This is a genomic window from Glaciibacter kafniensis (genome assembly GCF_039538945.1).
GTDB classification, from domain to species: Bacteria; Actinomycetota; Actinomycetes; order Actinomycetales; family Microbacteriaceae; genus Cryobacterium; species Cryobacterium kafniensis.
In genome coordinates, this window is sequence record NZ_BAABCN010000004.1 from 221,862 (window position 1) to 246,251 (window position 24,390).

The 24,390-nt window shown below is 65.4% G+C and carries 27 protein-coding genes; 14 read left to right on the forward strand and 13 right to left on the reverse strand.

Annotation, left to right across the window (positions count from 1 at the left end; translation table 11 throughout):
* Window positions 1-4 precede the first annotated feature (4 nt).
* On the reverse strand, window positions 5-514 hold the full coding sequence (locus ABD791_RS10335; RefSeq protein WP_345065854.1) for a DinB family protein: 510 nt from the start codon (window positions 512-514) through the stop codon (window positions 5-7).
* Between the two features lie 184 nt (window positions 515-698).
* Between ABD791_RS10335 and ABD791_RS10340 the strand changes: the two genes are divergently transcribed.
* Window positions 699-1,394, forward strand: coding sequence for an NUDIX domain-containing protein (locus tag ABD791_RS10340; protein ID WP_345065856.1), 696 nt, complete (start codon window positions 699-701; stop codon window positions 1,392-1,394).
* A 216-nt stretch (window positions 1,395-1,610) separates the two neighbouring features.
* On the opposite strand, the gene ctlX is transcribed toward ABD791_RS10340, so the two are convergent.
* Window positions 1,611-2,543 carry a citrulline utilization hydrolase CtlX gene (gene ctlX / locus ABD791_RS10345; RefSeq protein WP_345065859.1) on the reverse strand — a complete coding sequence of 311 codons (933 nt, stop codon included), beginning with the start codon at window positions 2,541-2,543 and terminating at the stop codon, window positions 1,611-1,613.
* A 6-nt stretch (window positions 2,544-2,549) separates the two neighbouring features.
* On the reverse strand, window positions 2,550-3,590 hold the full coding sequence (locus ABD791_RS10350) for an ornithine cyclodeaminase (protein WP_345065862.1): 1,041 nt from the start codon (window positions 3,588-3,590) through the stop codon (window positions 2,550-2,552).
* Window positions 3,591-3,712: 122 nt separating this feature from the next.
* Between ABD791_RS10350 and ABD791_RS10355 the strand changes: the two genes are divergently transcribed.
* Complete coding sequence (locus ABD791_RS10355; protein WP_345065865.1) at window positions 3,713-4,144, forward strand: Lrp/AsnC family transcriptional regulator; 432 nt, start codon at window positions 3,713-3,715, stop codon at window positions 4,142-4,144.
* A gap of 9 nt (window positions 4,145-4,153) precedes the next feature.
* Here ABD791_RS10355 and ABD791_RS10360 read toward each other — a convergent pair whose 3' ends face one another.
* A complete protein-coding gene (locus ABD791_RS10360) occupies window positions 4,154-5,023 on the reverse strand; it encodes an alpha/beta hydrolase (protein ID WP_345065868.1) in 870 nt (289 codons plus the stop codon).
* A gap of 149 nt (window positions 5,024-5,172) precedes the next feature.
* Between ABD791_RS10360 and lepB the strand changes: the two genes are divergently transcribed.
* The 7 genes from lepB (at window position 5,173) to ABD791_RS10395 (ending at window position 10,229) form a co-directional block, all read left to right on the forward strand.
* Complete coding sequence (gene lepB, locus ABD791_RS10365; RefSeq protein ID WP_345065871.1) at window positions 5,173-5,940, forward strand: signal peptidase I; 768 nt, start codon at window positions 5,173-5,175, stop codon at window positions 5,938-5,940.
* An 82-nt stretch (window positions 5,941-6,022) separates the two neighbouring features.
* Complete coding sequence (locus ABD791_RS10370; protein WP_345065874.1) at window positions 6,023-6,358, forward strand: class I SAM-dependent methyltransferase; 336 nt, start codon at window positions 6,023-6,025, stop codon at window positions 6,356-6,358.
* A gap of 5 nt (window positions 6,359-6,363) precedes the next feature.
* Window positions 6,364-6,846 (forward strand): class I SAM-dependent methyltransferase, encoded by a 483-nt coding sequence (locus ABD791_RS10375; RefSeq protein ID WP_345065876.1) that lies wholly within the window; start codon window positions 6,364-6,366, stop codon window positions 6,844-6,846.
* Window positions 6,843-7,622, forward strand: coding sequence for an SDR family NAD(P)-dependent oxidoreductase (locus ABD791_RS10380; RefSeq protein ID WP_345065877.1), 780 nt, complete (start codon window positions 6,843-6,845; stop codon window positions 7,620-7,622). Before ABD791_RS10375 ends, ABD791_RS10380 begins: the two co-directional genes overlap by 4 nt.
* A gap of 191 nt (window positions 7,623-7,813) precedes the next feature.
* Window positions 7,814-9,085: a sensor histidine kinase gene (locus ABD791_RS10385; RefSeq protein ID WP_345065879.1), complete on the forward strand. Its 1,272-nt coding sequence runs from the start codon at window positions 7,814-7,816 to the stop codon at window positions 9,083-9,085.
* Between the two features lie 62 nt (window positions 9,086-9,147).
* Window positions 9,148-9,822: a LuxR C-terminal-related transcriptional regulator gene (locus tag ABD791_RS10390; RefSeq protein WP_425562247.1), complete on the forward strand. Its 675-nt coding sequence runs from the start codon at window positions 9,148-9,150 to the stop codon at window positions 9,820-9,822.
* A gap of 176 nt (window positions 9,823-9,998) precedes the next feature.
* Entirely contained in the window at window positions 9,999-10,229 is a 231-nt protein-coding gene (locus ABD791_RS10395; protein WP_345065883.1) for a PLDc N-terminal domain-containing protein, read from the forward strand.
* Between the two features lie 126 nt (window positions 10,230-10,355).
* On the opposite strand, the gene ABD791_RS10400 is transcribed toward ABD791_RS10395, so the two are convergent.
* Together ABD791_RS10400 and ABD791_RS10405 are read right to left on the reverse strand one after the other, a co-directional pair.
* Window positions 10,356-11,999, reverse strand: a complete 1,644-nt coding sequence (locus ABD791_RS10400) for a SulP family inorganic anion transporter (RefSeq protein WP_345065885.1) — start codon at window positions 11,997-11,999, stop codon at window positions 10,356-10,358.
* Between the two features lies 1 nt (window position 12,000).
* The gene (locus ABD791_RS10405; RefSeq protein ID WP_345065887.1) at window positions 12,001-12,594 is read right to left on the reverse strand and encodes a hypothetical protein; all 594 of its coding nucleotides are present in this window, start codon (window positions 12,592-12,594) and stop codon (window positions 12,001-12,003) included.
* A 317-nt stretch (window positions 12,595-12,911) separates the two neighbouring features.
* On the opposite strand from ABD791_RS10405, the gene ABD791_RS10410 reads away from it, so the two are divergent.
* Window positions 12,912-14,438, forward strand: coding sequence for a SulP family inorganic anion transporter (locus tag ABD791_RS10410; protein WP_345065889.1), 1,527 nt, complete (start codon window positions 12,912-12,914; stop codon window positions 14,436-14,438).
* Window positions 14,435-15,109: a GAP family protein gene (locus ABD791_RS10415; protein ID WP_345065890.1), complete on the forward strand. Its 675-nt coding sequence runs from the start codon at window positions 14,435-14,437 to the stop codon at window positions 15,107-15,109. The genes ABD791_RS10410 and ABD791_RS10415 overlap by 4 nt, the downstream gene beginning before the upstream one ends.
* Before the next feature lie 167 nt (window positions 15,110-15,276).
* Here ABD791_RS10415 and ABD791_RS10420 read toward each other — a convergent pair whose 3' ends face one another.
* From ABD791_RS10420 to ABD791_RS10435, 4 genes are all read right to left on the reverse strand, one after another.
* A complete protein-coding gene (locus ABD791_RS10420) occupies window positions 15,277-15,627 on the reverse strand; it encodes an SHOCT domain-containing protein (RefSeq protein WP_345065892.1) in 351 nt (116 codons plus the stop codon).
* Window positions 15,628-15,670: 43 nt separating this feature from the next.
* Complete coding sequence (locus ABD791_RS10425; protein ID WP_345065894.1) at window positions 15,671-16,096, reverse strand: DUF6325 family protein; 426 nt, start codon at window positions 16,094-16,096, stop codon at window positions 15,671-15,673.
* A 205-nt stretch (window positions 16,097-16,301) separates the two neighbouring features.
* Window positions 16,302-16,505, reverse strand: coding sequence for a hypothetical protein (locus ABD791_RS10430; protein WP_345065896.1), 204 nt, complete (start codon window positions 16,503-16,505; stop codon window positions 16,302-16,304).
* A 136-nt stretch (window positions 16,506-16,641) separates the two neighbouring features.
* A complete protein-coding gene (locus ABD791_RS10435) occupies window positions 16,642-19,308 on the reverse strand; it encodes a winged helix-turn-helix domain-containing protein (protein WP_345065897.1) in 2,667 nt (888 codons plus the stop codon).
* Window positions 19,309-19,559: 251 nt separating this feature from the next.
* Here ABD791_RS10435 and ABD791_RS10440 point away from each other — a divergent pair, with 251 nt between their 5' ends.
* Window positions 19,560-19,946, forward strand: a complete 387-nt coding sequence (locus ABD791_RS10440; protein ID WP_345065898.1) for an SHOCT domain-containing protein — start codon at window positions 19,560-19,562, stop codon at window positions 19,944-19,946.
* A 129-nt stretch (window positions 19,947-20,075) separates the two neighbouring features.
* On the opposite strand, the gene ABD791_RS10445 is transcribed toward ABD791_RS10440, so the two are convergent.
* Window positions 20,076-20,825: an SDR family oxidoreductase gene (locus tag ABD791_RS10445; RefSeq protein WP_345065899.1), complete on the reverse strand. Its 750-nt coding sequence runs from the start codon at window positions 20,823-20,825 to the stop codon at window positions 20,076-20,078.
* A 49-nt stretch (window positions 20,826-20,874) separates the two neighbouring features.
* Here ABD791_RS10445 and ABD791_RS10450 point away from each other — a divergent pair, with 49 nt between their 5' ends.
* Together ABD791_RS10450 and ABD791_RS10455 are read left to right on the forward strand one after the other, a co-directional pair.
* On the forward strand, window positions 20,875-21,225 hold the full coding sequence (locus tag ABD791_RS10450) for a hypothetical protein (protein WP_345065901.1): 351 nt from the start codon (window positions 20,875-20,877) through the stop codon (window positions 21,223-21,225).
* Window positions 21,226-21,413: 188 nt separating this feature from the next.
* Complete coding sequence (locus tag ABD791_RS10455) at window positions 21,414-22,271, forward strand: aggregation-promoting factor C-terminal-like domain-containing protein (protein WP_345065903.1); 858 nt, start codon at window positions 21,414-21,416, stop codon at window positions 22,269-22,271.
* A 195-nt stretch (window positions 22,272-22,466) separates the two neighbouring features.
* On the opposite strand, the gene ABD791_RS10460 is transcribed toward ABD791_RS10455, so the two are convergent.
* Together ABD791_RS10460 and ABD791_RS10465 are read right to left on the reverse strand one after the other, a co-directional pair.
* On the reverse strand, window positions 22,467-22,988 hold the full coding sequence (locus ABD791_RS10460; RefSeq protein ID WP_345065905.1) for a DinB family protein: 522 nt from the start codon (window positions 22,986-22,988) through the stop codon (window positions 22,467-22,469).
* A gap of 86 nt (window positions 22,989-23,074) precedes the next feature.
* Window positions 23,075-24,358 carry a serine hydrolase domain-containing protein gene (locus ABD791_RS10465; RefSeq protein ID WP_345065907.1) on the reverse strand — a complete coding sequence of 428 codons (1,284 nt, stop codon included), beginning with the start codon at window positions 24,356-24,358 and terminating at the stop codon, window positions 23,075-23,077.
* Window positions 24,359-24,390 lie beyond the last annotated feature (32 nt).

Consider the following 24,390-nt stretch of genomic DNA (forward strand, 5'->3'; position numbering starts at 1 on the left):
CCGGCTACTCCCCGACGACCCCGTCGATGGCTTCACGCAGAAGGTCGGCGTGACCGTTGTGCCGCGCGGTCTCCTCGATCAGGTGCAGCAGAATCCAGCGCAGGCTCCACTGCCGCCCTGTGTCATCGGGTCCCGAGAGCGTGTCCAGGTCGATCCCTGCCACCGAGCTGCGGTTCAGGTCGCAGGTCGCGCGATAGAGCTCGCGCAGCGCCTCGGGATCGTCGGTGACCGCGGTGTGAAACTCCCAATCTCGATCGTCGTCCCAGGGCGCGCTCGCCCAGGGTTCTTCTTGTGGCTTGCCGAGGAATCGCACCTGAATCCAGTCGGACTCCACCAGCGCGAGATGCTTGAGCAGCCCGGCGAGGGTGAGCTCCGAGCTCGGCAGCCGCGTGGCCAGCGCCTCCGCACCGAGGCCATCCGTTTTGCCCAGCAGGGTGGCCCGGTGGTAGTCGAGAAATTGGTCGAGGGATGCCCGCTCGCTCGCGGTGACATCGGGGTCAGTGCGCTGTTCCATGCAGAGAGTCTCGCATCCGGCAGCGACGACGCGGCACCTCGGGCCCGATACCGGCTCGTCCACGTGGCTTGCCAGGTGGCCTGCCCAGGTGGTCAGCCAGCGTTGCAAGCCCTGCCGGCCAGTCCAGACCGCCAGCCCCAGTGGCCAGTCCTGACGGTCAGCCGACTTGGCTAGCCTCGACACTATGACTTCTGCCGAGCCGACCGACCGCCGCGCCATTCCTTCGACACCGGGTGTCGACATCCCCGACGGCCGCGGTCGCACCGGACTCGACCAGACTGGGGCCGACCTCGCGCGCAATCCCGATGTCGCCATCACCCGTGTCGAGGTGACGTCTGACGGCTGGCACGTGCTGCGGCGCACGACCTTCGACTATCGTCAGCGCGATGGCCAGTGGATGTCCCAACAGCGCGAGACCTACGATCGCGGCAACGGGGCCACGATTCTGCTCTACGACGAATCCGCCCAGACGGTACTCCTCACCCGCCAGTTTCGCTTTCCCGCCTACGTGAACGGCCACCCCGACGGAATGCTGATCGAGACCGCCGCCGGGCTGCTTGATGACGACGAGCCAGAGGTGGCGATCCGTCGCGAGGCGAGTGAAGAACTCGGCGTGACGGTGGGCACCCTGCGTCACGTCTTCGACCTGTTCATGAGCCCGGGTTCGGTGACCGAGCGAGTGCACTTCTACGTCGCTCCCTACACGGCGGCCGATCTGACGGGCCCGGGCGGAGGGGTCGCCGACGAGGGTGAGGACATTGAGGCGCTCACGATCCCGTTCGCCGAGGCGCTGGCGATGATCGCCGACGGCCGAATCGCCGACGGCAAGACGGTGATTCTGCTGCAGTGGGCGGCGCTGAACCTCTTCGCCCGCGACTGACCGTTGCGCGGCCGATCCTGCTCCCGCGGCTGAGTTCGCTGCCGTTGCCGACTCGGCGCCCGGTGCCCGGCACGCAAAGGAGGAGATTCGGCGACACGCCGCGCACGACCGGCGGTTTGAGGCGGCGAGTCGCAGAATCTCCGTTTTTACGTACGGGCGAGGGGCAGGCCGGCCGAGACGACAGTCAGACCGACAGGCACGCCTCGAGCCGGTCAGTCAGCCGAGTGGCACCGGCCGCGGGTCGAGATGGATGCCGACCAGCATGCACCGCACGGACCCACCGGCCAGCTCGATGGTCGGGATGTCCAGCGGCAGCAGGGTGCACCTCGCACTGAGAGCCGCGACCTGCTCAGCGGTCAGGCTCGACAGCGCCCGGCGGGACAGCGCGAGCACCGGGCCGTCGCGCCCCTCCAGCTCGATCGCATTGCCCGCGAAGTTGCGGATCTGCTCGGGTGAGAGCTCGATCAGGGTGCGCCCGCGCGCCGTCAATCGCTCGGCCACCTCCCGCTGCCGCACCGGTGACACGATGCGATCGAGGCCGATCAGGGCGAACTTCGTGCCCACGCACATCAGCACATTGGTGTGATAGATCTTCGTGCCATGCTCGTCGACCGCGTCGAATGCCATCGGTTCGTAGCCGAAGTTCGTGCAGAACCGCTCGAGCGCGACTGGGTCGGCCCGGTTCGAGCGGCAGGCGTAGGCGACCCGGCTCTCATGGTCGAGAACCATCGCGCCGGTGCCCTCGAGAAACACCTCGTCGAATTCAAGGCCCGAGTAGTCGATGACGTCTTGCACCCGATAGTGACTCTTCAAAAAATCGACGATGTCTCCCCGACGTTCGCGCCGCCGATTCGACGCGAACATCGGAAAGATCGCCACATGACCGCCGGCGTGCGTCGACAGCCAATTGTTCGGAAACACGCTGTCGGGCCGGCCGGGCTCCTCATCCTCGAAGAGATGCACGGAGACCCCGGCCTGCGCCAGAGCGGATGCGACGGCGCTCACCTCGGCATACGCGGCGGCAGCCAGCCCCGCCGCGTGCTGCCCGTGCCCGAGGTCTTGGTAGGCGTTGTCTGCGGCCGTGAGCGGATTCGGTTCGAAGTGATGTGGCCGAATCAGAACGACTGCCGACGGAGCCTGCACCGACACCGGGAGCTAGCTCACGGGCGACAGCGCACCGACGAGGCCGAAGAGGTTCTTCGGGTCATCGGGGTTGGCCACCAGATCGATGTCTTCGTAGTAGTCGGTCGCGTCGACGGCATCGCGCGCGAAACGCAGGGCCGAGAAGTCCTCGATGGCGAAGCCGACCGAGTCGAATACGGTGATCTGTTCGGCGCCGGCGGCTCCGACCAGGCGCCCACTGGCACGGCCGGTGAGCACTTCCCACAGCTCGGTGACCGCAAAGTCGGCGGGCATCTGCTGAATCTCGCCCTCGATGCGGGTCTGCGGCGGAAACTCGACGAATACATCGGCCACATCGAGAATCGACGCCTCAAGCTCGGTCTTTCCGGGGCAGTCGCCGCCGATCGCGTTGATGTGCACACCCGGCAGCACGAGGTCGCGGGTGAGCACCGTCGCCAGCGCCTTGTCTGCGGTGCAGGTGGTGATCACGTCGGCGCCGGTGACGACATCCGCTGCACTGTCGGCGATGTGCACGGTGAAGCCGAGGGGCACGACGTTGCGCACGAACTTCTCCATTGCGGCCGGGTCGGTGTCCCAGATTCGGATGTTCGAGATGCCGAGCGCCGTGCGAAAGGCGAGTGCCTGAAACTCGGCCTGGCTGCCGGCACCGATCATGGCCATCGTCGTCGAGTCGGGCCTGGCGAGCAATTTCGCGGCCATGGCGGATGTCGCGGCAGTGCGCAGCGCCGTCAGCACCGTCATCTCGGCGAGAAAGGTCGGGTAGCCGTTGTGCACATCGGCCAGCACGCCGAAGGCCGTCACGGTCTGGAATCCGCGGGCCGGGTTGTTCGGGTGCCCGTTGACGTACTTGAAACCGTAGGTCTCGTAGTCGCTGGTCGGCATCAGTTCAATCACGCCGAACGGGGTGTGGCTGGCAACGCGGGCGGTGCGGTCGAAACTCTCCCAGCGACGAAAGTCGCTCTCGATGTAGTCGATCAGGCCGGAGATGATTTTCTCGGGACCGGTGTCGGCCACCCAGCGAACCATATTTCGAACGTCAACGAAACGCGTCATGTGTCATTCCTCCTCGGACCCTTCAACGCTAGATCTAGGCGATATGTAACAGCTATTGGCATAATGCCTAGAACCAGAGTCACAATTGCGCAGACTGCCACCGCGAGATATACATTGTGCATATGACTGTGTTGGACGACCTCGACCGCCGCCTGATCGCCGCCCTCCGTGAAGACGGCCGCGCGCCGGTGGCCACCCTCGCGCGCACCCTCGGCGTCGCCCGGGCGACGGTCAACAGCCGACTCGAACGCCTGGTCAGCTCTGGCACCGTCATCGGCTTCACCGTGCGGGTGCGCGACGAACTCGACCCGCTCGCGATCCAGGCAATCACCCTGATCGAGGTGCAGGGCCGCACGACAGATCAGGTGATCAGGGCACTGCGCGGCTTTCAGGAGATCAGGGCGTTGCACACCACCAACGGCGGCTGGGATCTCGTGGCCGAGCTGCGCTGCGAAACGCTGGCCGAATTCGACGCCGTGCTCGGGCGCATCCGCCTGGTCGACGGCGTGATCAACAGTGAAACCAGCCTGCTGCTCAGCTCGGTGCTGCGTTAGGCCTCGTGCTTAGGCCTCCGCATACCTCTGCACAAAGGCGAGAGCCTCGTCGGCCACCTCTTTCCAACCGTTGTCGATCGTCAACGAATGACCGCGGCCCGGAATCGTGGTCTCCACGGTGATTCCCGGGTTCTTCGCCTGAATCTTGTAGCTGGCGTTGGTGATCGCCGGCGGCACGGTGTTGTCTTTCTCGCCGCCGATGATCAGCAGTGGGCCGCGGTCGGGGTTCTTCGAGTCGACCTTCGTCTCGCCGCCGAACGGGTTGAAGTTCGCCGTCGCCGCCTGAAAGAGCGGAGCCCCGGCCGCCGGCACGTGGTACGTCTCGAAGAGCTCACGCGCTTCATCTTCTGGCAGGTTGTTCGCCCAGCCGTAGGTGAACTGGTCGAAGGTGAGCGCCACCCCCTTGCCGGCATTCGTCGGGTTGCCGAGCACCGGCGCCGCTGATTTCAGCGCCGACAGTGGCAACGGCAGCACTCCCTTGAACGGCGCGTTGTCGATCGACACCGTCGCGGCGGCGACCCCCTCGCCGGCGATCTTCTGCGCGATCAATCCGCCAAAGGAATGCCCGATCACCACCGGCTTCTTCGACAGCATGGCGATGGCGGCCAGGTAGTGGTCTGTGACCTGTTGCACCATCTTGTGAGCGAACGTCTCGGGATGCTCTCGGGCCTCGGCCACCGTCGCCGGGTCATCCGGCCATCCCGGCGCCAGCGTCGCATAGCCGTTGTCTTCGAACAGATCACGCCACTTCTGCCAACTGCTCGAGAGCAGCCAGAGACCGTGCACGAACACAACGGGCACCCGCCCAGACGCGTTGGCTTTCTCGATCTCGGCGAGCTCCCATTCGGCGAGTGCGGCAGTAGTTTGCGTGTTGCTCATTTCGATCCTCAGCTCTGTAGGGTGACGTCAACTGGTCGGAGAGTATGCCGAACGGATGCCGCTGGCTAGGCGTGCGCGTGCGGTCGGCTGATCGAGATTGGGTGCGACACGTCCGCCCTCCGGCGCCCATCAGCTCGTAGGATCAGGCCATGACGTTCGCCGAGACTTCACCGCAGCCTGGGCCACGAAGCGTCAGACCGAGAAAACCGCGCTCCAGCACCTTCCGGTTCGTGCGCGACCTCATCGTCATCGTGCTCGTCGCGATTCTTGTCTCTGCGCTCGTGAAAGCGTTTCTGATTCGGGCATTCTTCATCCCGTCGGAATCGATGGAGAACACCCTTCAGGTCAACGACCGCATCCTCGTGAACGAGCTCGTTCCCTCCGTGATGCCGATCGAGCACGGCGACGTGGTGGTCTTTCGGGATCCCGGCGGATGGCTCGCTCCGCCTGCGCCACCAGCGGCCGGCCTCGCCGGGATGCTCGACGGCGCGCTGACCTTCGTCGGCCTGAGTGCATCCGACAGTGACAACCACCTCATCAAGCGGGTCATCGGGCTTCCGGGCGACACGGTCGTCTGCTGCACGGCGACCGGGCAGCTGAGTGTCAACGGCGTTCCCCTCGATGAGCCATACATTCAGCTGCCCGATGAGGACTCCGCGGCGACGAAGTCCCCGTTCAGCGTCACGGTTCCCTCCGACAATCTGTGGGTGATGGGTGACAACCGGTTCAACTCGGCGGACTCGGCGTACCACTTTCTGAAGTCGGATGCCCCGACCGGCTTCGTGCCCCTCGACGCCGTCGTCGGACGCGCGTTCGTCGTCAGCTGGCCCACCCAACACTGGGCCTGGCTCGACAACTTTCCGGCGACGTTTGCGGCCACGTTGGAGCAGCCGGCCGCGCCATCTCCTTCCCCCTGAGCCCACCTGCACTGGCCCTGAACTCACTGCTTTGATAGCCTGCAAGGCTCGACACTCGGGCAGATCAGGATGTCGAAGCCTCGTGAGCAATTACCTTGCCGTCAACAAAGCCAACTGGAACGACCGGGCACCCCTGCACGCGGCCTCTGCCGACTATTCCGTGGGTGCTTTCACGGCAGACCCGAACTTTCTCTCGTCGGTGGTGCGCTTCGATCTGCCGCTGCTCGGCGACATCCGTGGGCTCCGCGGCGTGCATCTGCAGTGCCACATCGGCACCGACACCGTGTCGCTCTCCCGGCTCGGCGCCCGGATGACCGGTCTCGACTTCTCGCCGGCCGCCTTGGTTGAAGCACGCCAGCTCGCGGCGAGCGCCGCAACAACGATGTCGACTTCGTCGAGGCCGATGTCTACCAAGTGACTGGCGTGCTCACCGCGGAGTCCTTCGACCTGGTCTATACCGGCATCGGGGCGCTCTGCTGGCTGCCGAGCATCGAACGCTGGGCCGAGACCGTTGCCGCGCTGTTGAAACCGGGCGGACGCCTCTTCATTCGGGAGGGGCATCCGGTGCTCTGGGCCACCGATGAAGACATCAGCGACAGTCTGCACATCGTCTACCCGTACTTCGAACGCGACGAGCCGCTGGTCTTCGACGACGACACCACCTACGTCGACACTGACCAGCGCGTCACCGCGACAACGACTCACGAGTGGAACCACGGCATGGGCGAGATCGTGACGGCCCTGCTCCGCCACGGGATGGAGATCACCGGCTTGGTCGAGCATCAGAGCGTGCCGTGGGAGGCGCTCCCCGGCCAGATGGTCTGTGGCGAAGACGGCGAATGGCGCCTCGACCGCGAACCATGGCGGATGCCGCTCAGTTACACCTTGCAGGCGGTCAAGCGATGACCGCCACCCAGCCGAAGACCGCCCAGCCGACCCTCGCGGCTGAATCCCGGCCACCGAAACTGACGGTCGTCACCGGAGGCGGTCGCGGAATCGGCGCGGCGATCTGTCGCCGATTGGCGGCCGAGGGGCACGACGTGGTGGTCGGCTACCGGAATGACGCGGCGGCGGCCGATCGCGTCGCCTCCGACATCCGTGCTGCGGGGCGCCGCGCGCTGACCGTGGCGGTCGACACGACGGATGAGAGCTCGGTCATCGCTCTGTTTGAGCGGGCCGCCGAACTTGGCATCGTCACCGGCCTGGTGAACAATGCCGGTTCGGTGTGCGCCGTCGGCACGCTGGCCGACAACGACCTGGCGGCGATCCGCCGTGACCTCGACGTGAATCTGGTCGGTGTGCTGGCCTGTGCCAAGTATGCGATCCGGGCCATGACGCCGACGGGCGGCGGGGCCATCGTCAACATCTCCTCCGCGGCGGCCACCCTGGGATCGGCCGGTTCCTACGTGCACTACGCGGCGGCAAAGGCGGGGGTCGACGCGCTCACCGTTGGTCTGGCGAAGGAGGTGGCTGCACTTGGTATCCGAGTGAATGCGGTGGCGCCCGGCACCATCTGGACCGACTTTCACCAAGACCCCCAGCGGCCGGCCCGGGTGGCCGAGACGGTGCCGCTGGGCCGCGCCGGTCAGCCGGAAGAGATCGCCGGCGCCGTGGCCTGGCTCCTCTCCGACGACGCCGGCTACGCCACCGGAACCGTGATTCGCGTCGCCGGCGGCTTGTAGACCGCGCCTTTTTGGCCGCGCCCTCGCCTCGCCGACCCACGCGTGCGCTCAAATCGTCGCGTCCCGGCGTCGCGAGGCGACGATTTGGGCGCACGCGCTGGTAGCGGATGCGGTGCAGTGTCGGTCATCAGTTCGGAGGATTTTCGACACACCGGCCCACGCCGACCGCCCGCTGCCCATATCGTGGGGCCATGCCCTCCCTCCTGACCGCACTGCGCGCGCTGCTCGAACCGGCGATCGCCGCCGTCTTCTTGACGCTGTGGATCATCGCCGAAGCCGGTCGCATCCAGGGCCCGCTCGGCCTGACGATGATGGTGCTCGTTGCGATAGCGATCGCCGTCGGGCGAATCTGGCCGCTCGTCTCCCTCTGCCTCGTGGGACTCCTGCTGGTGCTGCAGCTCGCCACGGTTTTGCCGCCGCCGGAATCCACGACCTGGCCGGTCTACTTCGGCATCATGATCGTGAACTTTCTCGTCGCCCGAAACGGCAACGGCCGACTCCCAGTGGTCGCGTTGACCCTCGGTGTTCCGATTGCCGCAGTCATCGCCTTCTTGATGGTGGTTCCCAGCTGGGTGAGCCCCTGGGGCTGGACCTCGTGGACTGGCCAAGGAAACAACAGCAGGCAGATCATTGGAACCTACTTCGTCGCGGCGATCGTCGCCTTCTTCCTCTACGCGGGGGCTTGGGCTGCCGGCTATGCCGTGCGGCTGTACGTCGTGCAGCAACGCAGCCGCATCCTGCTCAGCCAGACCTCGGCCGACCTCGGCCGGGCCGAAACCGAACTCACGATCGTGAAAGAACGAGACAGAATCGCCCGTGAGGTGCACGACGTTCTCGCGCATTCACTCTCTGTCGTGATCGCTCAGGCCGATGGTGCCCGGTTCATCAGCGCCGCGAAGCCGGAGGCCACCCGGGTTGCCCTCGAGGCCATTTCGGATGCCGCCCGGTCGTCTCTCATCGACGTGCGCACGTTTATCGAGGGGCTCCGTGAAGAACCCGGTGATGAACCTCAGCCCAACCTGTCAGACCTCGATTCCTTGGTCGCGCGGGTCTCAGCCGCCGGTCTCGCCGTCGAGGTCCAGCATTTCGGCCCAGCCAAGCCGATGACGCCGGCACAGCAACTGGCCCTGTTCCGCATCGTGCAGGAGTGCCTGACGAACGCGCTCCGACACTCGGGGCGCACCTCCCCGACACGAATCTCGTTCGACTGGCGCGGGCCGGGTCTCGCGCTCACCGTCAGTTCGCGATGCGACGCCGAGCGCCGACCCGCCCTCATCGCGACGGAGCAGCCGGTCTCTGGCCACGGCATCCGTGGAATGAAGGATCGCGCGCGCCTGGCCGGCGGCTGGCTGACGGCCGGCGCGTCAGAGGGCCCGGATTCCGACTTCTTGGTGACGGTCTTCTTGCCGACCGGTTCGGATGCGCTCGAACCTCGCAGTCCCCTGCCGGAGTTGACAGCGTGAAGGCTCCCGCGCCCCGCATCCGCGTGGTCATCGTCGACGATCAGGCGTTGTTCGTCTCGGGCATGCAGATGCTGCTCGAATCGCAGGCCGACCTCGAGGTGGTCGGCACCGCCGCCGACGGGCACAGCGGCGTCGAGGTCGTCGCACGCACCAACCCCGACATCGTGCTGATGGACATCCGCATGCCCATTCTCGACGGCATCGAAGCGACATCCCGCATCGTCGCGGCGGTGACCGCTCGACAGCAGGCCGAGGAGAAGCCGAACCTCGACATGCGGGCCGAAACGAAGGCGGCCGACGACACGCAGCCGCGCGTCATCATCCTGACCACGTTTCAGCGTGATGAGGCGGTCTACCGGGCGATTCGCACGGGCGCGAGCGGTTTCATCACCAAGGATGCGACCCCGGAGTTCATTCTTGCCGCGATCAGGACAGTGAACTCCGGCAAGGCGGTGCTGGCCCCGAAGGCCACCTTCGACCTCGTGCGGGAGTTCGCGGCAGCGCCGGGCAGCTCAGACCGCCCACTGGAACTGGCCATCGAAGCGCTCAGCCCGCGCGAGCGGGAGATCTTCTTGCTGACCGCACGCGGACTCAGCAATGCGGAGATCGCCACCGCCGCGTTTGTCAGCGAGGCGACGGTGAAGTCGCATGTTCGCGCCATCCTGAGCAAATTGACGTTGCAGAGCCGGGTGCAGATCGTCATCTACGCCTACGAGAACGGGTTGCTCACCTACTAGCTCGCCGGAGCTCGCGAACTCTGGCGCGGAGAATCCCATCGCGTGGGAGCTTCCGCACGCCAGGCGGGATCACGCGCGCCGCAGCCCACGGAACCGCGGCACGGCCGCCGAAAACGCCAATGATTGACGCAACGCAGTCGCTCCCCCTAACGTGAAGTACCCAAGGAGGCCTCCCGATGGACGTCGCAGCACTGTTCGTTTTTCTTCTCGTAGCGGTCGTTGCCGCTGCCTATCTCGGCGCAATCGTCTACGCGCTGATGCAGATCATGCGCTCGCCCGACCTGGTCGACGTCGAGAAGCTGGTCTGGGTGATCGGAGTGATCGCCGCCCCGTTCATCGGAGCGCTCGTCTGGTACTTCCTCGGCCCGCATCCGTTCGGACTGCGCCTGAGTCGCGACCTGCGTTAGTTGCCACCGAACAGTGTTCGCGTGACGACGCGCTAGTCGGGTGCCGCAGCGCTAGCTGGGGCCAACCCGCGCGACGGCACCCGACCCGCGCGACCCACCACGGCCGTCGGGCGAGACCGAGCTCAGCTACTCCTCGGAGAGCGCCTCCTCGACGCTCGCGTGCGCCCGATGCGATTCCTCCACGGCCTGCCACCAGGCGGTCTTGCGTGCGCGCTCGAGAGCGGCGTCGGGCAGCCCGGCGAAGTGCAGCTCCACCCCGAGCCCCGCCATTTCGCGGTCGAAATCAGTGAAGGAGTCGATGACCATCACGGTCAGGATGCGGAGCACCGACACATCGAGAACGACACGGGCCGGCCGCCCCGCCGTGTCGATCTCGCCCTGCAGCGCCCGGATCGTTGAGAGCACATTCGCCGTGTAGAGCGGCGAGTCCAGCTTCAACGCGAGTTTTCCCGGTTGCGAGCTGAGCACATCCACTCGCGGCCGATTCAACTCGTGCAGCACCATCACCAGCGTGAGCACCACCCCGACGGCGACGGCGGGGAGCAACCCGACGGTCAGACCGACGACAGCGGTGACGAGTGCGATCCAGAACTCGACCGGGCTGAGCCGCGCCAGTCGCCTCAGACTCTTCACGTCGATCAGCCCGATCACCGCCACAAACACGATGGAGGCCAGCGTGGCCTGTGGCAGAAGTCGGAGCACTGGGCCGAGAAAGAGGGCAACGGCCACCGCAAGCACCACCGTGACCATGGTCGCCAGCTGCGACCGGGCCCCTGCCTTCTGGTTGACCGCGCTCTGCGAAAACCCGCCGGCCGCCGGCATGCTCTGAAAGAACGCACCGATGAAGTTGGCCGCGCCGGTGGCCAGCAGCTCCCGGTCGCTGTCGACTTGCGGGTCGCCCGCTTGACGGATGCCCCGCGCGACCGACGCTGACTCGAGGAATGCCATCACTGCAATGGCCAGCGCCCCCGGGATCATGGCGCCGGTGTCCTGGAACGTCGGAATGACGGGCGTCGGCAACCCGCTCGGAACCGGGGGAATCAGCCCAACGCCGATAGAGACGATCCCGGTGAATGCGGCAAGCAGGATGCCGGCCACGACAACGATCAAGGGGCCGGGCAACCGCGGGGTGAAGCGCGACATCAGCAGCAGCACGGCGATGCTCGACGCCGACAGCACGACGGTGGCCAGGTTCGCGTTGGGAATCGCCTCGATTGTGGCAACGATCGACCTGATGAAACCGTGACCGCTGAAATTGGTTTCGACGCCGAGCAATTTCGGCAGCTGGCCGACCGCGACAGTCGCCCCGACCCCCACCTTGATGCCGATCATCGTCGCTTCGGAGATGTTCTCGACGAGCGAGCCGAGCTTCAACACGCGCGCGACCACCAGGATGATCCCGACAATCACGGTGAGGGTGACCAGATCGTTGAGGGCATCCTGCGATCCGGCCGCGACACCCGCCGTCACCAGCGTCGTCGCCGTGAGCGTCGCAATGGTCGACGTCGTCGACACACTCATGGCCGCCGAACCACCGATCAGCGCGTAGACCAGCATCGGCACCATGCAGGTGTAGAGGCCGATCTGCACGGGCAGATTCGCAATCGTCGAGTAGGCCATCGCCTGCGGAATCACGACGGCTCCTGCACTCAACCCGGCGAGCGCGTCGCGGCCGATCCAGGCGGGCTTGTACCCGACAAGCGTGGGGACGAGCCAGGCACGACGCACCCGTGTGCCTGACGGTCTCGCGGTGTCGGGCGGATGCGTCATCTCAGGCTCCGGAGGCGGCGCCGGCGCCGTCGGCGGGTGTGGTCACAGCGGCGCCGGGTGCTCCGGTAGCGCCGGCGAAAACGGTACCGTTCGCCTCCAGGTAGCGCAGCAGCTCGAGCATCGGCTGAAGCACCGCCTGTTGGTAGGACTGACCGAGAGTGAGGTGCTTGGCGGTGCGATAGAAGTCGGCAATGGATGCGGCATACTCGCGAACACTCAGATTCGCCGTCGACCGCGGGATGGCCCCGATCATCACCTTCACGTCGGTGTCATCGCCGGCGTAGTGGTTGTTCAAGGCCGCCCCGAGCCAGGCAAAGTCCCTCGTGACCGCGGACAGATACGGCTGTTCCGGCGCCAGAGCCGGGTCGGCTGCAGCCGCAGCCGCCCACTGCAGGGGGATGTAGTGAAGCTGGGTGGGCATCGGCTTCTCGGTCCACAGCGTTCCGTCGTTGTCGAACACCGCAACGCGTTCCCGCTGCGCAACCGCGTCGGGGCCGTTGCCGGTCACCCGCTCGACAAAGTCGACGATCGCGCTGCGTGTTTCACCGTCGCGCCACGAACCCAGGGATTGCATGGTGATCGTTTCTCCATTCATCTCGCAGTGCAGCCTGTGACCCGCCGCAGCCCGTGACTCGCCCTTCTGCAACTTTCTCTGCTTCGACCAGCACTCACCTCACCCGGATCGGGTGGCGAGCCGTTTGGCTCGCTCCCGTAAAACTGAGATGTCACCGCGTGATGCGGCCGGCTGAGGAGGGGACATGGCCTATCGACCGCTCCCGGGCTTGACCCTGAAGAACTCAGGCACCGAAGCTCTCGCCGGCGTGACCCTCCTCGCCATCGCGGTTCCCCTCAACATCGGCTACGCACAGATCGCCGGACTCCCCCCCAACTGCCGGCCTCTACGCCCTCATCGTGCCGGCCATCGTCTATGCGTTTGTCGTGTCGTCCCGGCAATTGGTGGCATCACCGGATGCCGCGGCGGCAGCCCTCGTGGCATCCTCTCTTGGCGGCCTTGCCCTCGCCGGGAGCGCCGACTATCTGACTCTCGCCTTCGCCCAGGCCATCTTGTGCGGCATCATGTTCGCGCTCACCTCCGTGTTAAGACTCGGCTTTCTGGCCAACTTTCTCTCGAAGCCGATCCTGATCGGCTTCGTCGGCGGCCTCGCCCTCGACATCCTGGTCAGCCAGATCGCCAAGATGCTAGGCGTGAAGATCGACAGCGGTGGCGAGTTCGTCGACAAGGTGAGCGGACTGATCTCTGGACTCGGCACCACCAACCTGACCTCACTCGCCATGTCGGTGGCCGCCGTACTCGTGCTCGTGCTCGGTCGCCGGTTCGCGAGTGCTGTCCCGTGGGCGCTGATCGTGTTGATCGGCGCGACGATTCTCGTGGTCACCGCCGATTTGAAGGATGCCGGCGTGGCGGTGCTCGGGCACGTCGACGCTGGCGCGCCCAGCTTCACCTGGCCAGTGATCAGCTGGACATTGTGGTTGCAGCTGATCCCATCGGCGATTGCGCTGACCCTTGTCACGATGGGTGAGGGACTGTTGGTGTCGCGCAGCTATGGCGAGAAACGGGGCTACCCGACCAGCCCGAATCGCGATCTGATGGCGTTCGGGGTGTCGAACTTCGCCGCGGGCGTCTCTGGCGGTTTCGCGATCGGCTCGTCGACCTCACGCACGGCCGCGATGGACCAGGCCGGGTCCCGCACTCAACTCCCCTCGGTTATCGTCGGCGTGGGAACACTGCTTCTGATGCTCTTCGGCACCTCACTCCTTGAAAACGTCCCGTCACCTGCAATCGGGGCCATCGTTGCTGTCGCCGTGATCCCGCTGCTGGGAATCTCGGAGTTTCGCTCGCTGTGGAAGCTCGAGAAGTTCGAGTTTCTCGTCGGTGCCGCGTGTTTTCTCGGGGCGTTGCTGCTCGGACCGATCGCCGGGATCGTGATCGCATTCGTGCTCTCACTGATCAACCTCGCCCGCCGGGCGGCGAACCCGGCCGTCGACATCCTGAGCGCCAATGACTCTCCAGACAGCTCGCTGCTCCCCCTGGAGCCGACCGTGACCATGACGGCACCGGGCGTCATCGTGCTGCGCTTCGCCGCCCCCATCTTCTTCGCCAACGTCGGGGTGCTTGAGGATGCCGCACGAAAGGCCGTCACGCGGGCCGGTGCGGGGAGCGTCAGCCACCTGGTCTTCGATCTTGAGGCCGTCACCGACATCGACGTCACGGGTGCGGAGGGCTTCGGCGAGTTGCTGACCTGGCTCAAGGAAAAGTCAATTCAGGTGCATTACAGCCGAATGCGGCCTGAGATTCGTGATCGGCTCGCGCACTTCGACCTGATCGAGGGAACCACCAGTTTCGGCACAAATCGTGCCGCCATTGCCGCCTTCGCTGACCCTCAGCGCCAACCGCAGCGCCAACCTCAGGAGGAATGATGCTCGCCGTCATCGGATCGATACTCCCGCTCGCCCTCGGAATTGCGATCAGCCCGATCCCGATTATCGCGGCGATTCTGATGCTGCTCTCCCCGAAGGCGCGGAAAACGAGCGTCGGGTTCCTCGTCGGCTGGCTGCTCGGCATCATCGTGGCGGTATCGGTGTTCACCCTGCTGTCATCGGTGATCCCCGAGAGCAACGCCGACGCCTCGCAGCCGATCAAGGGCACCATCCAGCTCATTCTGGCGGTGCTTCTGCTGCTGCTCGCGGTCAAGCAGTGGCGCAGTCGCCCGCACGGTGACGAGGAGCCGGCCCTGCCGAAGTGGATGCAGGCGATCGACAGCATGACGGCCGGAAAGGGGTTCGGGCTTGGTTTTCTGCTCGCCGCTGTGAACCCCAAGAACCTGCTGATGGGGATCGCCGCCGGAGTCTCGATCGGCGCCGCGAGCCTGAGCGTCGGGGAGAAGATCGGCGTCATCCTCATCTTCACCGTGTTGGCCGGTTGCACTGTCGCTGTGCCGGTGATCGCCTATCTGATCGCCGCCGACAAGATGGCCAGTCCTCTCGAGAAGCTGCGCACCTGGTTGGTGCACAACAACGCGACGGTGATGAGCGTGCTGCTGCTTGTCATCGGCGTGGTGATGATCGGCAAGGGCTTCGACAGCTTCTAGCCGGCGCTCGGTGATCGAGCGCATTCGGTGATTGTGTGAGGACAGGCTCGACTACCGGTCCAGATTCGGTGACCGGGTCTCGCCGAGGTTGACGCTTCCGGTCGAGGTCCCCCGTTGTGCCGCTCAAACTCGACCGGAACGGTCAAGCTCGGCGACGGATGCCGGCCTCAACCGAGCAACTTCGCCTTCGCCGCCGTGAATTCCTCGTCGGAGAGCACGCCCTGCGCATGGAGGGTGCCGAGCTGCTGCAGCTGAGCGATCATCGGGTCGGCCGGCGCTGCGGCCTGCGGCGGCGCTGCCTGCGCATACTGGGCCTGCTGCTGCGCGTACTGCTGCTGTGCGTACTGCGCCTGTTGCTGCTGCGCCTCGTACTGAGCGGCCTCGTCTTGCTGGGTGGCCTGCTGTTGCTGGTGGCGCATCATTCCGCCGCGCACGGCGGTGGCAGTTCCGGCAACGACCGCGGTTCCGGCGGCCAGACCGAGCAAGCCAGGGCGTCCGAATCGTCTGAAGAGTGGCATGACGGCTCCTTCTACGGGGTGATGGGTGCTGAGCGGGTGAGTGTTAGTCGGCGAGTTCTGCGAGCGCCGCGTTGACCACGGGAGCCGGAATCCGGTCGGTATGGATGACATAGCCGCCCGATTCGGCGAGCGCAGACGCCAGCTGCCTGGCCCAGGTGTGCTCAATCACCGCGAGTGCCGCCGAGGTGCCAGGGGCGAGGTGGGCGGCCATCTCGAGGATGTCCTCGTCGGCGGCCACGCCAGAGGCGGCGAGCACTAAACCGCCCAGCCCATATCCATCGGCACCGTCTTCGAGCTCGGCCGAGCTGATCCCACCCGTCTCATCGACACTGACCAGCAACAGATCGAGCAATCGGATGCTGCCCTCAACAACGAGGTCGGCGAGGGCTTCCCGCAGGGCGGCCCTCGGTTGGTTGCCGTCGAATCCGAGGAGCAGGATCTCGACGGGGCCGTAGGCGTATTCGGTCATGGGAGGTGGACCTCGATTCAGATGTTGAAGCTGCGCGGTGCTCACGCTGCGCGGTGGGATGAGGCAAGCGTGAACTAACGGGGCGGTTTGCTCTTCGCCCGATGCGGGTGAAGCCTGCCAAGCGGGTCGGCTGCCGCTGCGCTAGCCGGGGCCGACGCGCGCGACGGCATCCGACCCGCGCAGCTGGTCCACAGGCTGTCGAGATTCACGGTTGAGTGCGAACTTCGGTGATGTCGATGCCGAGATCGGCGATGCGGGCGAGAAGGCCGTGAAGTTCTGATTGGTCGCGGATGTCCCCGGTCAGCAGCGTGCTCGTGGGCGACAACTCGACGGCACGCAGCTCGGAGAACGCAGTGCGAATGGTCTCAGAGAGCGCACATGCGATTCGAATCTCGTATCGGGTGGACATCTGTCTCCAGTGACTGAGGTTGTTGCTTGCAACTGTGCGCCGCCGCGCACAACAAAACCTCGCCTGATCCGGGCGAGTTTCGCACCGGAAGCGCCATCATCCACACGAACGTGCACCGCGGCCCGCGAGAGCTGTACTAGAGCAGGCCGTGTGCCTCCGCCTGCTCGACCGCGTCGGCTCTGCCACTCACCCCGAGCTTCTGGTAGATCGACCGCATATGCGTCTTGATTGTGTTCGGGCTGAGCTGTTGCTTCGCCGCGATCTCGCTCACGCTTTGATGGCGTGGGAGCTCCCGCAGGATTTCGCGTTCCTTGGGAGTGAAGTAGGCGGCATCCGGCGAGCGCGGCTGGCTCGGCGGGGCGAGAAGTGCCGCGGCATCGGTGATCGACCTGGCGAAGTCGTCATGCGAGCCGAGCCTGCCGACGCGGGCCTCCAAGAGGCGCACTCCTCGCTGCTCCTCTGCGACAAACGGCCGGCGGGTCTGCATCAACTCGGCGATCTCCAGAGCCTTCACGATGAGGGAGTCGGCTCGCGTTGTGCGGCCGGAGAGTTCAGCCCAGTCGGCCAGAAGAATCCAGCCGTACACGGGTGTTGTGCCGTTCCAAATCTGGCGGGAGGAGCCGAGCGCCTCTTCAAGAGTTCCCTCGACTTTCGATTGCCGACCTGCCGACGAGTTGTACTGGGCGACAGCGAGCGCCGACTCCAACGATGCGTCGCCCAACTCGTCAGTGACGAGATCAACGGCAAGCTTTGCCTGGTGCCGGTCGTGAAGGTGAAGCATGGCTGCGACGTAGCGAAAAGAACAGAGGGCCAGGGTATTGGGGTGCGAATGTGCGTGTGCTCTGAGCAAGCGGTCGAGATCGTCAATGGTGGTGCGCGGATGCTCGTGGGCGTCGAGCTGGTGAAGAAAACGGAGTGCGCGGGCCGGAATCATCACCCCGGGGGCCAGGTCGAACGGAAGCGCGGCGATGAGATCATCAAGCTGGGCTTCCAGATGATCGGAGTCGAGACGCTCGAACTCCCGTGCCGACACAGCGAACTGCACGTGGGCCTCGACAAGGTTCGTCGGCTGCCCCTCTGCGCTCGACAGTGTGGCCATTTCCTCGTGAAGCGAAGAACTTTCCGGCCATCTCCCCTGTCGCGCGGCAACCGTCGATGCGGCTTCGAGCAGGATCAGGTGAAGCCAGGGGTGCGAGGAGAACCGTGAGCTTTCTACCGCGTCGTGTAAGACACCGAGCGCCCCCTCGAAGTCAGCGTCCGCTTCGAAGCACACGGCGCGGGCGAGGCGCGAGAACAGCACCGCGTCGTAGGCGAGGCCTCCTGCCACGCCCTCGGCATCCTCGTCGCTCGGAACATCGGCTTCGACCCGCTCCAACGCTTGCTTTGCCGTCGCCACGTCTGGCGTTTGTGCGCGCAACACCGCCAGAGTCGCGAAAATCAGCCGCACGGCGATGGGTGCTGTCTCAATAGTGGGAGCAGCGGCAGCGAGATGGTGATCGACTCGCACCTGATCGGGAAAGTAGGGCGCAGACACCAACGCGTTCAGCACATGCGTCGTCGTGGAGTGGAGACGCGCGCGATCCAGCGCACCCAAGGCGCGCACGACAAGTTCGGCTTGGCCGTCGAACACCAGCGGCACCCCGGCGTCGTTGAGGGCCTCAAGCAGGTCGCCGGTGTGATCGGATCGGAGGCAGAGTTCGAGCGCCAAGTCGGCGCGGCCGTGGCGGCGATACCACTGTGATGCGGCCGACACACTGCGCGTGAAACCACCGAAGTCTCGTCGGCGAAGCTCGGCACGCAAGTAACTGAGAAGTGTGGGGTGGTAGGTGTAGACGCTTTCGCCGTCGTCTCGATGGCTGACCAACGACGTATGGTTTTCGAGCTGGTCCAGGATGTCTCCGGCATCGTCATGCCCGGTCAGAAACACTGCGAACGGCAGAGTGACTGAATCAACGACCGAGGTCGTCAGGAGAAACTCTCGGTCACCTGCTGAGAGCTGGTCGAGCACTTCGCTCACCAGGTAGTCGGCGATTGCGCGGTGGTCGCCGCTGAAATTGCGGGGAAGTCGCTGCGGTGACTCGGCCCCACGCATCCAACCGGCCAGCAGTGCCAAGGCCGCGGCCCAGCCGCCCGTGCGCGTGCACGCGGCGTCAAGTTCGACCTCGTCGAGTGCTCCGCTGCGCACGGTGAAGAACTCCCGCGCCTCTTCCCTGGTGAACGCGAGGTCGCGCGACCGATACTCAACGGAGTCAGGCATCAGACTGCGTTTGGCGAGCGTCGAGGGTGGATATCGGCCGGCCAGAATGATGCGCACTGACGGCTGCTTCTCCTGGATGAGGCTGAGCAGCCAGGCGCTGTCAGTGTGGCTCTTGATCTGGTGCAGGTCATCGAAGATCAGCGTCAGCGGTTCACCGGCGTGGGACACGATATCGATGGCCCCGGTATCAGCGTGAGCGTTGAGCTCGGTCACGGCACTCGCGCTGCCCGCATCTGGCTTGCCCTCGTCGAGTGTGTGCAGTGCGCCGCGCCGCACCGACTCCCTCACCAGGCTGGACAGCGAAGGACGTGGTCCGTCACCGGGCGTGAGGCCCACCCACGCCACAGTTTCGCCGCTGGCCAGCACGTCCTGAGCCCAGAGCGAGAGCAGGGTGGTCTTTCCGGCACCCGCCGATGCCCAGACCTCGGTAACGACGGAACGGTTCGATGTCAGCGTCAGCCGAGGTCGAGCCTGCACGAGGTGCGGGGGGCGTGGAACAGCAAGCACAATCGACTCGTTCACCCTGTATGGCCGAGTCTTGGGCACTGTTCCTCCTCAGAGAACTCCCGCGACGGTGAAACGATGAAATAGCCCCACCTATTCATTCCTGATAGTAGCCAGTCAACGTGTCGCGTCAACCCCCGTCTCACCACAAACGGGTGAGAAGCTTCCGTGGCAATCGTGCCGATACCGCCGGTCGCGGCCACCTAACTCACCCGTCATGGATGAGGCGGCCCTTTTCGGCGCACGACACTCTGAATCCATCCGTTGGGGATAAATATGTGAAAGGACTCACTATGAGCTTCTGGGACAGCTTCTGGAACATTATTTGGATTTTCTTCTGGAGCTTCGCGTTCATCGCCTACCTGATGGCTATTTTCGCGGTCATCACCGACCTGTTCCGCGACCACAAGCTGAACGGATGGTGGAAGGCACTGTGGATCATTTTCTTGATCTTCCTTCCGTTCCTCACTGTGCTCGTCTATGTGATCGCCCGCGCTCCTGGCATGAATGAGCGCGCAGAACAACGCGCTCGGGAGGCCCAATCCGCGACCAACAGCTACATTCGCGAGGTGGCCAGCTCGAGCTCGGCGGATGAGATCGCCAAGGCCAAGGCGCTGCTCGACAACGGCACCATCACCCCTGACGAGTACGCAGCCCTCAAAGCGCGTGCGATGAGCTGACCTGCGGGTCGACCACACTACCCGGGAGCTCGCGGCTCGCTGACGCTTCGGCGTTGGCGAGCCGCTCTCGTGGCCTTCTCTCAACCCTGTTCAGGGTCTCGCGCTCAGGACACCGCGGAATCCGCCCGGTCAGAACTCGCGCGGCGGCCGGTTCGCCAGGTACTGGGCAAACGTGATTCGACCATAGGGCGGGCCATCGACGAGGGCGTGGCCTGCGGCAAAACGACCAAAGGTGCGGCCGGGAAGCAGGAGCGGCACGACAGGTCGGTTGAGCCCTCCGGCACGTGCCCACAGGCGGGCGAATTCGGTGCCGCGGCGCTGCTCAGGTCCGGCCACGTCGGCGACGCGTCCGGATGGCGGCCCGAGCGTCAGTTCGGTCAGACGAGCGGCCACCTCCGCCGTGTCGATCGGCTGCACCCGAAACGTCGGGGCGAGCACAACACTCATGCGATGTTGCACCGAGAAGATTCGGTCGAGGAGCGGATGGAACTGGGACGAGCGCAGAATCGTGTGCGGCAGTCCTGAATCCAGGAGCAGTCGCTCGATCGTCACCTTGTCGCGATAGTAGGGCAGCGGAATCTGGTCGACACCCACGATGGAGATCAGCACGAGATGTGAAATCTTGGCCTGCCGGGCCGCGGCGAAGAGATTTCTCGCGGCGTCGACATCCGTTTTGTTGCCGGCCGTGGCGAGGTGAACGACGGTGTGCGCTCCGTCGAGCGCTTCACGCAGGCCGACGTTGGCCAGCAGGTCACCCGTCGTCAGGCCGGGGCCGGTGCGGCGGCTGAGCACCCGCACCCACTGGCCAGCCGCGCGCAGTGCGGCAACCGTCGGCACACCGAGAGTGCCGGTGCCGCCGGTGACCAGGATCGCCGTCATGGAGATTTCCTTTCCGCCGCCACTTTCTCACAGACTGCGAGAACCTGCCATGGTGTCACCCGACTCAGGCGACGGCGGGCACCAGACGTTAATGCAGTCGGAGTTTCGTCTGAACGCCATGCGCGACACCGAGCAGGCGCCCCGCTACCTGGCCTGTGAACGCGACTTTCGCGTGCGACTGGCCGCCAGGCTCGACGAGGCTCTGGCCCGTGTCGGGCTGAAATTTTCGATGGATTCCGTCGACGCGACCCGCATCATCATCGAACTCTGCGAATCGGCCATGCAGGAATCGATTCTGTCGAAAGACCCCACCCCCAGCGTGGCCACCTCTCCCTACGCAATGCGCACGCTCCCCCTCGTGCTGCAGGCGTTGACCATGCCACTGAATGGCGGAAAGTAGCTTCACCCGACACGGTCAGACTCCCCCACATTTATGCGTGCGCATGCTTCGCACAGTGAAACGTGAGGAATCGTCCAGACTGCCTGTGCATACTTGCAACTTCGCCTGCGCGGCTAGATGAGACCGCGTCACATCGATTATTGGCCGGTCGGACTTGCGATTCCCGACCATCACGCCAGCTGGAAGTTATGCAGATCACTCCCCCCGATTCCACCCGCCCCACCCTGTTTACCCGCCTCACCGGCATCCGCCCCGGCCCCACCCTTCGTCGCCCGCGCCGCGCGAAGGTGCTGATTGCGACCTCGATCGTGGCTGTCGGCCTCGTGGCCGGCACCAGCGCTGTCGCCCTCTCGGCGAATGCGTCATCCCAGGCGAATGCCGCCGCAACTGCGAGCTCACTCAAGGAGCAGCAGAAGCAGTACGACGCCAAGCTCGTGCGCGCGCAGACCGTCTTCCAGGCGGATACGACGCTCGGCCACGCGAATCAGGTGCTCGCCTCCGCGCAGAACAAGGTCGACGCCACCCCGCTGGCCTCCTCGGTCGCCTCACTGTCGAACTACGACTCTCTCGACACGCCGACCGTGCTCGCCCTGGCCAAGCAGACGTCGTCAGAAGCGACTCAAACTCAGGCCGCCACCGCCGAAGCCGACCGTGTTGCGGCTGAACAGGCCGCCGCAGCCGCCGCTGAAGCCGCCGCACAGGCTGCTGCACAGGCTGCTGCCCTGGCCGCCGCCGGAACTCCGGATGGCGCCCGCGCCGTCGCACGCGACATGGCTGCATCGCAGTATGGCTGGGATGAGTCGCAGTTCAGCTGCCTCAACCAGCTCTGGCAGAAGGAGTCGGGTTGGTCGTACACCGCGTACAACGCCGACGGCGGCGCCACCGGCATCCCGCAGGCTCTTCCCGGCAGCAAGATGGCCACGGCAGGCAGCGACTGGGAGACCAACGCTGCGACGCAGATCTCCTGGGGGCTCAGCTACATCAAGAGTTCCTACGGCACGCCCTGCTCCGCGTGGGGTCACTCGCAGTCGATGAACTGGTACTAAACCCACCCCGGTTCGAGCCACCACCGTTGATCGAGCCTGTCGAAATCCAGCGAGCCGACGTCTGAGCTCGCGCCGGCAGGCTCGACCCACGGAATCGGAGCCGCGCGGGTCGAGCGCCGCTGCGCTGACCGGCGCCAACGCGCGCGGCGGCGCTCGACCCGCGCAGCGCGAATTCGGCGCGTTAGCGCTTTGGCCTCAGCGCCCTCCGACATCGTGCAGGTGATGCACTGGGTCGTGCACGAAGTAGCGCCCGAGCGACGAGACGGTGAACACGGCGCCATCGCTCCGGCGCCCGGTGCGCCCGAGTTCCGCCTCCGGCACTAACGCGAAAGATTCGGCGGCATGCTGAGCCGCGTCGGCGAGCTCGGTCGCAACCACCTGCGGATCCTGCTCGTCATACCGCTCGGCGAGCGCCGTCGCATCCTGGTCCCAGTTCGCAAAATCAGGGTTGTCCTGCGCGAGCATGAGCTCGAGGCGCGCGGTGAAGACGCTAAACACATCGCGCACATGGGCCGCGTATTCGAGCGCCGACCAGGTCGTCGAGTTCGGCCGCTCGCGCACGTCGGGTCGCTCAAGTACGCGCTGCCACTCGGCAGCGTTCGCACCGACGAGTGCAGGAATGTCGGCGAATTGAACCGCACGCCCGTCATAGCCACACTCGGGGCAGGGGCGCTCGAGCACCCACGTCCAGTCTTTCGTATCGGGGATCAGCGTCATGCGCCCAGCCTAGGGGCGAGCGGATGCGCATGGCCCGGCAGAAAACGCCATCGAGCGTCGAACTCCCGCCACGTTCGACCAATACATCAACCGGCCGGAGCCGCCTCGACGGGCGGGCACGCGGGGGTTGATGCCAGCGCCTGCACTGTGTCGGCCTCTGACCACGGCAGGGTGATCGTCGGCGCGGTGGCTGATCCGACCGCGGGAGCCGCAGCCGCAATCGAGGCGAGTTGCAGGGCAAGATTCTTCGCGAACGAGGCACCGGCCGTTGAGTTGTTGAGCATCACGACGATGGTTAAGCCGCTGACCGGATCGGCATACGTGGCCGACAGAAATCCGGGGATGCTTCCGTCGCTCCCCCGCAACGGGCCCAGCTGGGATGCCCCCAGCCCGTATGTGTTCCAGGAGACCGTGTTCGCGCCGGCTGGGATCGTCGCCCACTGGGCATCCGTCGTTTTCTTCGACAGGAGCTGCCCCTCAGCCAGCGCCTGCGCCCAGACCTTCAGGTCGGACACCGTTGACACCACGCCGCCGGCGACTCCGGCCATCGAGTTCGACAGTTGGGTCTCGTCGAGTACTGATTCGCAGACCAGCTGGCCGCCCTGACCCAGGCTCGCGGCGTAGCCGTGCGGGTGGGAGCCCGGGATGCTGAGTTCATTGGGGCCAGGAAAACTGGTCGACGTCAGGTTCAACGGTTCAAAAATGTACTTCTGAAAGAGCGTGTCCCAGTCCTGGTGCGTCGCCACTTCGAGCGCCATGCCCAACAGCACGATTCCGGTGTTCGACGGGGTGAATCCGCCGCCCGGCTTCGCTGTGCGCGCGGCCGCCATACCGGCCGACGCCACCTCAAGAGGCGGCCAGTCGCGGGTGGGGTTGTTCACGAACTGAGCGCCCAATTGACCGGTGTAGTCGGCCAGGCCCGAAGTGTTCTGACAGAGCTGACCCAGCGTGATGTCGTCAATCCCCGGCACCCGCTCGAGGTATTTCGAGACCGGGTCGGAGAGAGCGACTCGCTTCTCTTCGACAAGTTTCAGCAGCACGGTGCAGGTCATCGCGGTGGTGTTGGTGCCGATGCGAAACCGCATGTCAGTCGACAGCTTCTCGTGCCCGGTCAACGTCGTTGTTCCGGGCGCTGCAGTCCAGGCACCGGCCCACGGCGCCCAGACTCCGACGATTGCACCGGATGCGCCGGCCTGCGTCATCGCGCCGGTGAGCGCCGCCTCGAGTTGGCCGGTGATCTCAGAAGAGAAGGGTGTCGTCGCCTCTGCGCGCTCCGACGTCTTCGCGTCGGCCGCGAGAGTGCAGCCGGAGAGCAGCAGGGTGGCACTGATCACCACAGCGAGTAGGCCGATGGCCCGTCGATCGCTCACTCGGTAATTCATGGCACCCCCGCGCACATCTC

What these genes read in the sequence shown, in the direction of transcription:
- ABD791_RS10335 (WP_345065854.1), bottom strand. Translation starts at nt 514, where the DNA reads ATGGAACAGCGCACTGACCCCGATGTCACCGCGAGCGAGCGGGCATCC.
- ABD791_RS10340 (WP_345065856.1), top strand. Translation starts at nt 699, where the DNA reads ATGACTTCTGCCGAGCCGACCGACCGCCGCGCCATTCCTTCGACACCG.
- ABD791_RS10350 (WP_345065862.1), bottom strand. Translation starts at nt 3,590, where the DNA reads ATGACGCGTTTCGTTGACGTTCGAAATATGGTTCGCTGGGTGGCCGAC.
- ABD791_RS10355 (WP_345065865.1), top strand. Translation starts at nt 3,713, where the DNA reads ATGACTGTGTTGGACGACCTCGACCGCCGCCTGATCGCCGCCCTCCGT.
- ABD791_RS10360 (WP_345065868.1), bottom strand. Translation starts at nt 5,023, where the DNA reads ATGAGCAACACGCAAACTACTGCCGCACTCGCCGAATGGGAGCTCGCC.
- lepB (WP_345065871.1), top strand. Translation starts at nt 5,173, where the DNA reads ATGACGTTCGCCGAGACTTCACCGCAGCCTGGGCCACGAAGCGTCAGA.
- ABD791_RS10380 (WP_345065877.1), top strand. Translation starts at nt 6,843, where the DNA reads ATGACCGCCACCCAGCCGAAGACCGCCCAGCCGACCCTCGCGGCTGAA.
- ABD791_RS10385 (WP_345065879.1), top strand. Translation starts at nt 7,814, where the DNA reads ATGCCCTCCCTCCTGACCGCACTGCGCGCGCTGCTCGAACCGGCGATC.
- ABD791_RS10390 (WP_425562247.1), top strand. Translation starts at nt 9,148, where the DNA reads ATGCAGATGCTGCTCGAATCGCAGGCCGACCTCGAGGTGGTCGGCACC.
- ABD791_RS10395 (WP_345065883.1), top strand. Translation starts at nt 9,999, where the DNA reads ATGGACGTCGCAGCACTGTTCGTTTTTCTTCTCGTAGCGGTCGTTGCC.
- ABD791_RS10400 (WP_345065885.1), bottom strand. Translation starts at nt 11,999, where the DNA reads ATGACGCATCCGCCCGACACCGCGAGACCGTCAGGCACACGGGTGCGT.
- ABD791_RS10405 (WP_345065887.1), bottom strand. Translation starts at nt 12,594, where the DNA reads ATGAATGGAGAAACGATCACCATGCAATCCCTGGGTTCGTGGCGCGAC.
- ABD791_RS10415 (WP_345065890.1), top strand. Translation starts at nt 14,435, where the DNA reads ATGATGCTCGCCGTCATCGGATCGATACTCCCGCTCGCCCTCGGAATT.
- ABD791_RS10420 (WP_345065892.1), bottom strand. Translation starts at nt 15,627, where the DNA reads ATGCCACTCTTCAGACGATTCGGACGCCCTGGCTTGCTCGGTCTGGCC.
- ABD791_RS10425 (WP_345065894.1), bottom strand. Translation starts at nt 16,096, where the DNA reads ATGACCGAATACGCCTACGGCCCCGTCGAGATCCTGCTCCTCGGATTC.
- ABD791_RS10430 (WP_345065896.1), bottom strand. Translation starts at nt 16,505, where the DNA reads ATGTCCACCCGATACGAGATTCGAATCGCATGTGCGCTCTCTGAGACC.
- ABD791_RS10440 (WP_345065898.1), top strand. Translation starts at nt 19,560, where the DNA reads ATGAGCTTCTGGGACAGCTTCTGGAACATTATTTGGATTTTCTTCTGG.
- ABD791_RS10445 (WP_345065899.1), bottom strand. Translation starts at nt 20,825, where the DNA reads ATGACGGCGATCCTGGTCACCGGCGGCACCGGCACTCTCGGTGTGCCG.
- ABD791_RS10450 (WP_345065901.1), top strand. Translation starts at nt 20,875, where the DNA reads ATGGTGTCACCCGACTCAGGCGACGGCGGGCACCAGACGTTAATGCAG.
- ABD791_RS10455 (WP_345065903.1), top strand. Translation starts at nt 21,414, where the DNA reads ATGCAGATCACTCCCCCCGATTCCACCCGCCCCACCCTGTTTACCCGC.
- ABD791_RS10460 (WP_345065905.1), bottom strand. Translation starts at nt 22,988, where the DNA reads ATGACGCTGATCCCCGATACGAAAGACTGGACGTGGGTGCTCGAGCGC.